Source organism: Microbacterium sp., from assembly GCF_040394595.1.
GTDB lineage: Bacteria > Actinomycetota > Actinomycetes > Actinomycetales > Microbacteriaceae > Microbacterium.
Genome location: NZ_JBEBSA010000001.1, coordinates 358,647 through 370,639, shown reverse-complemented (window position 1 = coordinate 370,639; position 11,993 = coordinate 358,647). Strand labels below are relative to the sequence as shown.

Sequence of the window (11,993 nt, the reverse complement as noted above, 5' to 3'; positions counted from 1 at the left end):
AGCGCTCTCGGGCGGCCTAGAATTGGTCGTCTATGAACCCTGAGACCCTCGCCGAAGCACTCCTCGCCGTCATCGTCCCGATCGCGGCCTCGCTGCGACCCGAGGAGACCCCGGCGCTCGCCGCCGGGGACATCGTGCTGGAGCGACCCCGCAACCGTGAGCACGGGGACTGGGCGTCGAACGTCGCGATGCGGCTGGCGAAGCCGCTGGGGACCAACCCGCGGGAACTCGCGCAGCGCATCGCCGACGGCATCGCGCTCACCGAGGGCGTCGCGGCCGCCGAGGTCGCGGGGCCCGGGTTCATCAACATCCGGCTCGAGGCCGCCGCTGCCGGCGCGCTCGCGAAGACGATCGTCGACGCGGGATCCGGGTACGGGCGAAACACGAGCCGCGCCGACGAGGTCATCAACCTCGAGTTCGTCTCGGCGAACCCGACCGGTCCCATCCACCTGGGCGGGACGCGCTGGGCCGCGGTCGGAGACGCGCTGGCCCGCATCCTGGAATCGCAGGGCGCCGCGGTGACCCGCGAGTACTACTTCAACGACCACGGCGCGCAGATCGACCGCTTCGCCCGGAGCCTCGTCGCCGCGCACGAGGGGCTGCCCACCCCGGAGGACGGGTACGGCGGCGGCTACATCGCCGACATCGCGCACCGGGTTGCGCTGGCCTACGAGGGCGACCTCGACGCACTGGACCAGGATGCCAAGCAGGAGGCGTTCCGCGAGCTCGGGGTGGGCTTCATGTTCACCGAGATCAAGCAGAGCCTGCACGACTTCGGCGTGGACTTCGACGTCTACTTCCACGAGAACGACCTGCACGCCTCCGGGGCCGTCGACCGCGCGGTCGCCCGGTTGCGCGAGCTCGGCCACATCTTCGAGGCGGACGGCGCCGTCTGGCTGCGCACCACGGCGTTCGGCGACGACAAGGACCGCGTCGTCATCAAGTCCGACGGCGAGCCCGCCTACATCTCCGGCGACCTCGCCTACTACCTCGACAAGCGCGAGCGGGGCTTCAACCGGTGCATCATGATGCTCGGCGCCGATCACCACGGCTATGTGCAGCGTCTGATGGCGATGTGCGAGGCGTTCGGCGACGAGCCCGGCGTCTCCCTGCAGATCCTCATCGGCCAGATGGTGAACCTCGTCAAGGACGGACAGCCCGTGCGGATGTCCAAGCGCGCCGGAACGGTCGTCACCATGGAGGACCTCGTCGAAATCGTCGGCGTCGACGCCGCGCGCTATGCCCTGACCCGGAGCACGACCGACTCGAACCTCGACGTCGACCTCGACGTGCTGCAGAAGCGCACGAACGACAACCCGGTGTTCTACGTGCAGTACGCCCACGCCCGCACGCACAACGTCGGACGCAACGCCGCGGACTCCGGAGTCGACCGCTCGGAGTTCGCGCCGGAGCTGCTCACCCATGAGACCGAGTCGGCGCTGCTCGGCTCCCTCCAGGAGTTCCCTCGCCTGGTCGCGTTCGCCGCGGAGGTGCGCGAGCCGCACCGGATCGCCCGCTACCTCGAGGAGCTCGCCGGCCTGTACCACCGCTGGTACGACAACTGCCGTGTGATCCCCAAGGGCGACGACCCCGTCGAGACGGTGCACCGCACCCGCCTGTGGCTGAACGACGCCACCGGGCAGGTCCTCCGCAATGGGCTCGCACTGCTCGGGGTCTCCGCTCCCGAGCGCATGTGAGCGGTTCTGAGACGATGGTCGTGTGAGCGACACCACCGCATACCCCACTCTGCCGCTGCCCGAGGAGCAGATCCCACGGCGCCGCCGCCGCTGGCCCTGGGCTGTGCTCGCGGTCGTCGCCGTGATCGCCGTCCTGCTGATCGCCGCCGAGCTCCTGGCGCGGGCCCTGCTGCCCGGCATCGTCCGGCAGTCCGTGATCAACAGCGTGGGCCTGCCCGCCGACCAGCAGATGCAGGTCGACGCGTCCGGCGTGCTGCTCCCTCAGCTCATCGGCGGGCGCCTGGATCGGCTGCGCCTCACCAGCGACAGCGTGACCCTCGGCGGCGTCACCGGGTCGGCCGACGTGACCGCCGAGGGCGTGCCGCTGCGCGGGGGAGACCTCGGCAGCGCCACGGGCACCATCAGCGTCGACCAGAAGCAGTTCGGCACGCTGGTGGCGAAGGCGGACCTCCCGATCGAGGACGTCACGCTGAAGGCGCCGAACGTCACGGTCGGTGGCAGCGTGCCGCTCTTCGGCGCCTCGCTCCCGCTCGCACTGACGGTGACCCCGGGCGCGGATGCCGGTGAGCTGCTCCTCACGCCGGTCTCGGTCTCGCTCGCGGGCAAGGAGATTGACTTGGCCCAGCTGGCCGACCGCCTCGGCCCGCTCGCATCGATGCTCGCGGAGACGCAGCGCATCTGCATCGCCGACCGGCTGCCCGCCGGGCTCACTCTGACGGGGCTGCGGATCGTCGGCGATCGGGCGGTCGCCGAGGTGTCGGTCGACGGACGCATCGCCACCGATCCGAAGCTGCAGGAGAACGGCGTCTGCCCTCCGGCATGACCCGCCGCCGGCGCGGCCGCCGCCCGCCGGTGTCCTAGAATCGGGGGAACCTCGTCGTGCGTGACTCCGCCCGAGGACCGACCCCATGATTGGTGCCCCGTTGCAATCCGCTGCCTCCACGCCCGCCCCGGACTGGCTGGCCGTGCCCGCTGACGCGAACGACCTCGTCCCCGGTGTCTGGCCGGCCTCCGCGCGCCGCGACGACGGCGTGCTGTCGCTCGGCGGGGTCTCCGCGGCGGAGCTGGTGCGCGAGTTCGGGACCCCCGTCGTCGTGCTCGACGAGGGGGAGGTGCGTCGGCGCGCATCCGACATCCGAGCGGCGTTCGACGTCGCCGCCGCGCAGCACGGCACCACGGCGCGGGTCTATTACGCGGGCAAGGCGTTCCTCTCGATCGCCGTCGCGCGGTGGGTGACCGAGGAGGGCCTCTCCCTCGACGTCTGCACCGGGGGAGAGCTCGAGGTCGCGCTGGCCGCGGGCGTCGAGCCGTCCCGGATGGGTTTCCACGGCAACAACAAGTCGGTGGCCGAGCTGGAACGGGGCGTCGAGACGGGCATCGGCACGATCATCATCGACAGCCTCATCGAGATCGAGCGGCTGGCCGCGATCACCGCGCGCACCGGCGCACGGCAGCGGGTGATGCTGCGGGTCAACAGCGGCGTTCACGCCGAGACCCATGACTTCCTCGCCACCGCGCACGAGGACCAGAAGTTCGGTCTCCCCCTGTCTGCGGCGTCCGCGGCGGTCGCCCGCATCCGTGAGGTTCCCGGGCTCGAGTTCGCCGGGCTGCACTGCCACATCGGATCGCAGATCTTCGGCGTCGCAGGCTTCCGCGAGTCGGCGTCGCGGGTGCTCGACCTGCACGCCGAGCTCCTGATCGATGGCGACGTCCCGCAGCTCAACCTCGGAGGCGGATTCGGGATCGCCTACACCCGCGCGGACGATCCGACGCCGATCGGCGCACTCGCCGAGGGCATCGTGTCCGCGGTCGCCGAGGGGTGCGCGGCGCGCGGCATCCCGCTCCCGGCGCTGTCGTTCGAGCCCGGACGGGCGATCGTCGGCAACGCGGGCGTGACGCTCTACGAGGTCGGCACCATCAAGGAGGTCGAGCTCGAAGCGGGCAGCCGTCGCTACGTGAGCGTCGACGGCGGCATGAGCGACAACGCGCGCACCGCCCTCTACGGCGCGCAGTACTCCGCCCGTCTGGCCTCGCGCGAGGGAACCGGTGATCCCGTGCTCTCCCGCGTCGTCGGCCGGCACTGCGAATCCGGCGACATCGTCGTCGATCACGAATACCTGCCCGACGACGTCGCCCCCGGAGACCTTCTGGCGGTGCCGGTGACCGGCGCATACTGCGCGCCGCTGTCGAGCAACTACAACCACGTCCCCCGCCCGCCGGTGGTCGCCGTCCGCGACGGCGCCGCGCGCGTGATCGTGCGCGGGGAGACCATCGCCGACCTGCTGTCGCGCGATCCCGGCGCAGACGGGAACTGACCGATCCGCGGAGACCAGGCGTCTCCGCTCCCCGTAGTCCCTCCGAAGGAGCACGATGACCGATTACCGACGACTTCGCGTGGCGCTGCTCGGCGCCGGAGCCGTGGGATCCCAGGTGGCGGCGCTGCTGCTGCGGCACGGCGACGAGCTCGCCGATCGCGCGGGCGCCTCGCTCGAGCTCGCCGGCATCGCGGTGCGCGACCCGGACGCCCCGCGTGACGTCGAGCTGCCTCGCGAGCTCTACACGACCGACCCCGAAGCGCTGATCACCGGTGCGGACATCGTGATCGAGCTGATGGGGGGCATCGAGCCCGCCCGCTCCCACATCCTGCTCGCGCTGGGCTCCGGAGCCGACGTCGTCACGGCCAACAAGGCGCTGCTCGCCACCCACGGGCCCGAGGTCTTCGAGGCGGCCGACCGGGTGGGCGCGTCGGTCTACTACGAGGCCGCTGCGGCGGGTGCGATCCCGATCATCCGTCCGCTGCGCGACTCCCTCGCGGGCGACCGCGTCGTGCGCATCATGGGCATCGTCAACGGCACCACGAACTACATCCTCGATCGGATGGACACCGAGGGCGCCGACTTCGCCGGCGTGCTCGCCGACGCGCAGCGCCTCGGATACGCCGAGGCCGATCCGACGGCCGACGTGGAGGGCTACGACGCCGCGCAGAAGGCCGCGATCCTCGCCAGCCTCGCGTTCCACACCGCCGTCCCGCTGGAGGCGGTGCACCGTGAGGGCATCACCCGGATCACGGCGGACATGATCGAGGAGGCCCGCGCGGCCGGCTTCGTGATCAAGCTGCTTGCGGTGTGCGAGCGTCTGGCCGACGGCGGCGACGAGTCGATCTCGGTGCGCGTCTACCCGGCCCTCGTCCCGCGCACCCACCCGCTCGCCTCGGTGCACGGTGCGAACAACGCGGTGTTCGTCGAGGCCGAGGCAGCAGGATCGCTGATGTTCTACGGTGCCGGAGCCGGCGGCGTACAGACCGCGTCCGCGGTGCTCGGGGACGTGGTCTCGGCCGCACGCCGTCACATCGCGGGCGGCACCGGCGTCGGGGAGTCGACCAGGGCGAACCTCCCGATCGTGCCGATCGGCCACGTGACCACCCGCTACCAGATCACCCTCGAGGTCTCGGACGCGCCCGGTGTGCTCGCCACGGTGGCCGGCCTCCTCAGCGAGGGCGGCGTCTCGGTGGCGACCGTCGTGCAGACCGTCGACGATCAGGCCGGCGACGAGGGCGGGACGGCGCGTCTCATCATCGGCACCCACCGCGCCGCCGACCAGGCGCTCAGCGACACCGTCGAGCGCCTCGCGGGCAGCGATGTCGTCGAGCGCGTCGTGTCGGTGCTGCGGGTCGAAGGGGAGTGACGGTGAGCGTCACCGTCTTCCCCGGCGCGGAGCCCGTCGACCTTCCGGAGCAGGACGTCCCCGCGGGCGCGCTGCGCACCGTGGCCGTGACGGTCCCCGCGACGAGCGCCAACCTCGGGCCCGGCTTCGACACGCTCGGGCTCGCTCTGAGCATCTACGACCGGCTCTCCGTCTCCTCCTTCGCGGACGGGCGGCTGGAGATCGAGGTGACCGGCTCGGGGGCGGAGGAGATCCCGCGGGACGCGACGAACCTGGTCGTCCGTGCGATCGCGCACGTGTACGCCGATGCCGGACGCGAACTGCCCGGGCTGCGGATCGTCGCCGAGAACGGCGTGCCGCACGGCCGGGGCCTCGGCTCCTCCGGCGCGGCGGTGACCGCGGGCATCCTGATCGCGAAGGGGCTGCTCGCCGGCGACGTCGACCTCGACCACGACGCGCTGCTGCGGCTCGCGACCGAGCTCGAGGGGCACCCGGACAACGTCGCCCCCGCGCTCTTCGGCGGGCTGACGATCGCCTGGACGGGGGAGCGGGGGCCGCAGCACAAGAAGCTCCTCGTGCATCGCGGCGTCGCCCCGCTGGTGTTCGTGCCCGGTTTCACGATGTCCACGTCGCTGGCCCGGTCGCTGCAGCCCCCGCAGGTCCCTCGTGAGGACGCGGTGTTCAACGTCTCGCGCTCCGCGCTGCTCGTCGCCGCCCTGACGCAGAGCCCCGAGCTGCTGCTGGACGCGACGGCCGACCGTCTGCATCAGGACTATCGCGGTGCGGCGATGCCCGAGACGCTGCAACTCGTGCAGGAGCTGCGGCAGGCGGGGTTCGCCGCCGTCGTCTCCGGAGCCGGGCCCAGCGTGCTGGTGCTTGCGGACGGCCCGGGCAACCGTCAGGCGGCCGTCGAGCTCGCCGATGACGTCACGGACACCCCGTGGACGGCGCACATGCTCGCCGTGGACGTGCGGGGTGGTACAGTAAGGGATCGAGCGGAGGGCTCCACGTAACTGCGTGAATCTGGCCCCATCGCACTTCTGCGAGATCCGCACGTGTTCCCCAGATCCTTGATGGAGGAGATCCTTCACGGCCCTGGCTGGCTGACGTTTCCACGTCCGCGCGTGTGAGCGCGCAGCATCCGCTGTGCGCTCAGGATTGCTCATTTCCCACGACATATGAGGGAGTACTCGTGGAGAACTTCTCCGAGACCCAGAACGACCAGGCGGCTCCGGCCGCGAACGATGCGGCGCCGGTGACGGCCGCCGCGGAGGCGCCGGCCGAGGCCGCGCCCCGCAAGCGCGCGCCGCGCCGCGCCACGACCGCCTCTGCGGCGGCGAAGGCGGCGGAGGCCGCTGCGGCTCCGGCCGAGAAGACCGAGGTCTCCGCTCCCGCCGCCGGCGCGGAGGCCGCTCCCGCGGAGGAGGCGCCCAAGAAGCGCCCCGCGCGCAGCCGTGCGAAGAAGGCCGTGGAGCCCGCGGCGGAGGCGGCGTCCGATGCCGCTCCGGCCGCCGAGGAGGCACCCGTCCAGAAGCCCGCTCGCCGCGGAGCCAAGACCACCGCTGCGGCCGCCGCCGAGCCCGCCGGCGACGGCGAGGCCGCTCCGGCCGATGCGCCCAAGGCCCCGCGCCGGCGCGGCAAGAAGGAGGCCCCGGCCGCCGAGACGGAGGCCGCGGACGCGCCCGCCGCCGAGGCCAAGGCCGCCGAGGCGCCGGCCGAGGCCGCACCGTCCGCCGAGCAGAACGGCGCCGATGGATCCGGTGACGGCGAGGAGACCGGCGGACGCTCGCGTTCGCGTAACCGCAGCCGCAACCGCGGACGCGGACAGGGCGCGCAGAACGGGCAGCAGGAGACCCCCGCCCCCGCCGCCGACGACGAGCAGGGTCAGAACGGCCGCACCCGCCAGCGCAACAAGCGCCGCGGCGGAGCGAACGGCAACGCCGACGAGTTCGAGACCGAGATCGGCGAGGACGACGTCCTCATCCCCGTCGCGGGCATCCTCGACGTGCTCGACAACTACGCCTTCGTGCGCACCAGCGGCTACCTGCCCGGCCCGACCGACGTCTACGTCTCGCTCGGCCAGGTCAAGAAGTACAACCTGCGCAAGGGCGACGCGGTGGTCGGCGCGATCAAGCAGCCGCGCGAGGGCGAGCAGCAGGGGCGTCAGAAGTACAACGCCCTGGTCAAGGTCGACTCGATCAACGGCCTCTCGTCCGACGACGCCGCCACGCGCGTCGAGTTCGGCAAGCTCACCCCGCTGTACCCGCAGGAGCGCCTGCGCCTCGAGACGGCGCCGGAGAAGCTCACGCAGCGGATCATCGACCTCGTCGCCCCGATCGGCAAGGGCCAGCGCGGCCTGATCGTCGCGCCCCCGAAGGCGGGGAAGACCATCGTGCTGCAGCAGATCGCGAACGCGATCGCGCAGAACAACCCCGAGGTGCACCTCATGGTCGTGCTCGTCGACGAGCGCCCCGAAGAGGTCACCGACATGCAGCGTTCGGTCAAGGGCGAGGTCATCGCCTCGACCTTCGACCGCCCGGCCGAGGACCACACCACGGTCGCCGAGCTCGCGATCGAGAGGGCCAAGCGCCTCGTCGAGCTGGGCCGCGACGTCGTCGTGCTGCTCGACTCGATCACCCGCCTCGGCCGCGCCTACAACATCGCCGCGCCGACGTCCGGGCGCGTGCTGACCGGTGGCGTGGACGCGGCGGCGCTCTACCCGCCGAAGCGCTTCTTCGGCGCCGCGCGCAACATCGAGAACGGCGGCTCGCTGACCATCCTCGCGACCGCGCTCGTCGAGACCGGGTCCAAGATGGACGAGGTCATCTTCGAGGAGTTCAAGGGCACCGGCAACAGCGAGCTGCGCCTGTCGCGCGCGCTGGCGGACAAGCGCATCTTCCCGGCGGTCGACGTGAACGCGTCGAGCACCCGCCGCGAGGAGATGCTCCTCTCGCCCGACGAGGTCAAGATCACCTGGAAGCTGCGGCGCGCCCTCGCGGGCCTCGACCCGCAGCAGGCACTCGAGGTCGTGCTCGGCAAGCTGAAGGAGACCGGCTCGAACGTCGAGTTCCTCGTGCAGATGCAGAAGTCGATGCCCGCACCCGCGGCCACCGGCTCCAGCCACGGACACGAGAACAGCATCCGCTGATCCGGCGCCGCAGGGCCGCCGCGCAGAGGGGATGATTTCGTGTTCGAGTCCGTCCAGGCTCTGATCGACGAGCACCGCCGGGTGCAGGAGGAGCTCTCCGACCCGGCGGTGCACGCCGACGCCGCCCGTGCCAAGCGGGTGAACCGCCGCTACGCCGAGCTCAGCAGGATCGTGGCCGCCCACGAGGCCTGGGTCTCGGCGGGGGACGACCTCGAGGCCGCACGCGAGCTCGCCCGCGAGGACGACGCGTTCGCCGCGGAGGTGCCCGTCCTCGAGGACGGGCTGCAGGCCGCGCAGGAGAGGCTCCGCCGGCTGCTGATCCCCCGGGACCCGGATGACGCCCGTGACGTGATCATGGAGATCAAGGCGGGGGAGGGCGGCGCGGAGTCCGCGCTCTTCGCCGCGGACCTGCTGCGGATGTACCTGCAGTACGCCGCGTCGATGGGGTGGAAGACCGAGCTCCTGGAGCGGAACGAGTCCGACCTCGGCGGCTACAAGGACGTCCAGGTCGCGATCAAGGGGTCGTCGACCGATCCCTCCCAGGGCGTCTGGGCGCACCTGAAGTACGAGGGGGGCGTCCATCGTGTGCAGCGCGTCCCGGCGACCGAGTCGCAGGGACGCATCCACACCTCGACCACCGGAGTGCTGGTGTTCCCCGAGGTGGACGAGCCCGACGAGATCGAGATCAGCCAGAACGACCTCAAGATCGATGTGTTCCGGTCGTCCGGTCCGGGCGGCCAGTCGGTGAACACGACGGACTCGGCCGTGCGGATCACGCACGTCCCCACCGGCATCGTCGTGTCGATGCAGAACGAGAAGTCACAGCTCCAGAACCGTGAGGCCGGCATGCGCGTGCTGCGCGCCCGACTGCTCGCCAAGCAGCAGGAGGAGCTCGCGGCGGCGGCGTCCGATGCGCGGAGGAGCCAGATCCGCGGCATGGACCGCTCCGAGCGCATCCGCACCTACAACTTCCCCGAGAACCGCATCGCCGACCATCGCACCGGCTACAAGGCGTACAACCTCGACCAGGTGATGGACGGGGCGCTCGCCCCCGTGATCGCGAGCTGCATCGAGGCGGACGAGGCGGAGCGGCTCGCGGCCGTCGGCGGCGAGTCCTGATCCTCCGCGCGGCTCAGCGCCGGACCGCGTACCGGTGCTCCGGGCGTCCGGTGGCACCGTAGCGGAGTCGCACCTCGACGATCGAGCGGGCCGCGAGCGCGGCCAGATGGCGCTGTGCCGTCGCACGTGAGATGCCGACGCGCTCGCCCACCTCGGCTGCGGACGCCTCCTCATCGCCGAGCGCTTCGAGAACGAGCTGCTCGGTCGCGGAACGCGATAGGGACGTCTGCGCCGCGGCCCCGTGCCGGATCGCGATCGCCCGGTCGACGTCCTGCTGGCTGAGCGGCCGGGCCCCGGCGAGGAGGTTGCGCGCCCGCACGTATCCGTCGAGCACGGCATCCAGCGCGCGGCGGTCGAACGGCTTGATGAGGTAGGTCAGCGCTCCGGCGCGGAGCGCGCGACGTACCGTCGCCGCGTCATCGGCCGCAGAGATCACCACGGCGTCCGCATCGGCGGCACGCACCAGCTCGATCCCGTCGCCGTCGGGCAGGTGGACGTCGACGAGCAGCAGCTCCGGCCGGGAGGACGCGATCGCCGCCCTGGCCTCGGCGATCGAACGGACCGGCGGAAGGGCGTCATAGGCCGCGTGCAGGGCGACCGCGTCGCGGTGCAGGCCGGCGACCCGGAAGTCGTCGTCGATCACGAGCGTGCGGATGGGATCCGTCATGGGCTCTCCTCGGTCGGCGGGCGGACGACGCCCGCGAGTCTTGCAGCGAAGACGGCGCCGTGCCCGTCGCCTCCCTCGTCGATGATCCACAGTTCGCCGCCCCGTCGCCGCGCGATCTCCCGGGAGAGGGGGAGCCCGACGCCGTGGCCGTGCACATCGTCCGTGTCGTCGCCGGCGCTGCGGCCCCGAAGTATCCCGGAACCCGAGTCCGAGACGGTGAGCACCAGTGCATCGTCGTCGCCGAGGATCGCGACCTCCGTCCACCGGGGCTCCGCGCCGTCCACGGCCGCCTTGACCGCGTTGTCCACGAGGTTCCCGAGCACGGCGGCGACGTCCTCGGGTTCGACCACGTCGCCGAGCAGCAGCGAGTCCTCTGCGATGCGCAGCTCGACACCGCGCTCGCTCGCCTCGATGGCCTTGGCACCGAGAAACGAGCGGAGGAACTCGTCCGCGACCTGGTCGAGCCCTGTCACGGGGAAGTCCACCGCACCGCGATCGACGAGTTCCGCGAGGAAGGCGCGCGCCTCCGGCACACGGGCGGCGTCGATCAGCCCCGCGGCGACGTGCATCCGGTTGGCGAACTCGTGCCGTTGCACGCGCAGCGCGCCGGTCATCGCCCGCACGGTGTCCAGGCGTTCGCTGAGGGCGACGAGATCGGTGCGGTCGCGCACGATCACGACCGTTCCCAGAGGACGCCCGGCCCGCGTGACCGGACGGCTGTCGAGGTGCAGGATCCGCTCTCCGCGCACCACGCGGTCGTCCCGCCCCTCTGCGGTCGTGTCGAGCAGCCGCCGGGGGAGGCCCAGCTCCGCGAACGGCCGGCCGATCGGATCGTCGACGCCGAGCATCCGCGTCGCGGCGAGGTTGCAGACGCGCACGGCGCCGTCCAGGTCGACGGCCACGACGCCGTCCCCGACGCCGTCGAGCACCGCGGTCTGGTTCTGCACCAGCGCGACGAGCTCTTCGGGTTGCACCCCGAGCGTGAGGCGCTCCCAGCGCCGTCTCAGCAGCAGGTTCGCGATCGTGGCGAGCAGCACGGCCGCACCGGCGGCGAGGGCGACGACGAGGAGAAGGGCGGGCAGGTCATCGAAGACGCTCGCCCTCTCGAAGCCGACGCTCACCTCGCCGACCGGCGTGCCGTGCTCATCCCGCACGGGCACCTTCGCCCGCGCGGACTCGCCGAGGGTGCCGGTCTCCCAGTCGACCACCTCGTTCCCGCGCAGGACCTCGTCATAGGGTGTGCTCACCGTCTCGCCGAGCCGCGCGGGATCCGGATGGGCGAGGCGGATCCCGTGGTCGTCGGTGATGACGACGAACAGCGCACCGGTGCGGGATGCGATGCCGGAGGAGAGTCGCTGCAGCGTCCCGTCGAACAGGACGTCGGGGGAGGGCGTCCCCGGATCGGCGGAGAACCGGGCGACCTCCGCACGCACCGCGGGCTCTTCCGCCACGGTCCGTGCGATCCCCAGCGCGGTGGACTCCGCCTCCGCGCGGAGCTGCTGCACGGTCACGGCGAGGTGGACGGCGGTGCAGAGCGCGACGACCACCACGACGGTAGCGAGCTGCATGAGCAGCATCCGCGTGGTGAAGCGCATCCGCCTCAGGTCCCTCCGCGGCATCCCCACCTCCTCCGAGCAATATGCGCAGAACACACGCTACGCGCACAACGCGACGGAATGCGAGATACCGCGCGCATCCC

The 11,993-nt window shown here is 71.9% G+C and carries 9 protein-coding genes; 7 read left to right on the top strand and 2 right to left on the bottom strand.

The features are described from left to right. The first annotated feature begins 32 nt into the window (after window positions 1–32). From argS to prfA, 7 genes are all read left to right on the top strand, one after another. Window positions 33–1,697, top strand: a complete 1,665-nt coding sequence (argS, locus tag ABWO84_RS01875) for an arginine--tRNA ligase (protein ID WP_353111933.1) — start codon at window positions 33–35, stop codon at window positions 1,695–1,697. Window positions 1,698–1,719: 22 nt separating this feature from the next. Next, the gene (locus ABWO84_RS01870; protein WP_353111931.1) at window positions 1,720–2,520 is read left to right on the top strand and encodes an LmeA family phospholipid-binding protein; all 801 of its coding nucleotides are present in this window, start codon (window positions 1,720–1,722) and stop codon (window positions 2,518–2,520) included. A gap of 100 nt (window positions 2,521–2,620) precedes the next feature. After that, entirely contained in the window at window positions 2,621–4,012 is a 1,392-nt protein-coding gene (lysA, locus tag ABWO84_RS01865; RefSeq protein WP_353111929.1) for a diaminopimelate decarboxylase, read from the top strand. A 55-nt stretch (window positions 4,013–4,067) separates the two neighbouring features. Beyond that, window positions 4,068–5,381: a homoserine dehydrogenase gene (locus ABWO84_RS01860; protein ID WP_353111927.1), complete on the top strand. Its 1,314-nt coding sequence runs from the start codon at window positions 4,068–4,070 to the stop codon at window positions 5,379–5,381. Window positions 5,382–5,452: 71 nt separating this feature from the next. Then, window positions 5,453–6,373, top strand: coding sequence for a homoserine kinase (gene thrB, locus ABWO84_RS01855; RefSeq protein WP_353112286.1), 921 nt, complete (start codon window positions 5,453–5,455; stop codon window positions 6,371–6,373). A gap of 179 nt (window positions 6,374–6,552) precedes the next feature. After that, window positions 6,553–8,508, top strand: coding sequence for a transcription termination factor Rho (gene rho, locus ABWO84_RS01850; RefSeq protein WP_353111925.1), 1,956 nt, complete (start codon window positions 6,553–6,555; stop codon window positions 8,506–8,508). Between the two features lie 39 nt (window positions 8,509–8,547). Beyond that, window positions 8,548–9,627 (top strand): peptide chain release factor 1, encoded by a 1,080-nt coding sequence (gene prfA / locus ABWO84_RS01845; RefSeq protein WP_353111923.1) that lies wholly within the window; start codon window positions 8,548–8,550, stop codon window positions 9,625–9,627. A gap of 13 nt (window positions 9,628–9,640) precedes the next feature. On the opposite strand, the gene ABWO84_RS01840 is transcribed toward prfA, so the two are convergent. Together ABWO84_RS01840 and ABWO84_RS01835 are read right to left on the bottom strand one after the other, a co-directional pair. Then, window positions 9,641–10,294: a response regulator gene (locus ABWO84_RS01840; RefSeq protein WP_353111921.1), complete on the bottom strand. Its 654-nt coding sequence runs from the start codon at window positions 10,292–10,294 to the stop codon at window positions 9,641–9,643. Beyond that, a complete protein-coding gene (locus ABWO84_RS01835) occupies window positions 10,291–11,913 on the bottom strand; it encodes a sensor histidine kinase (protein ID WP_353111919.1) in 1,623 nt (540 codons plus the stop codon). Before ABWO84_RS01835 ends, ABWO84_RS01840 begins: the two co-directional genes overlap by 4 nt. Window positions 11,914–11,993 lie beyond the last annotated feature (80 nt).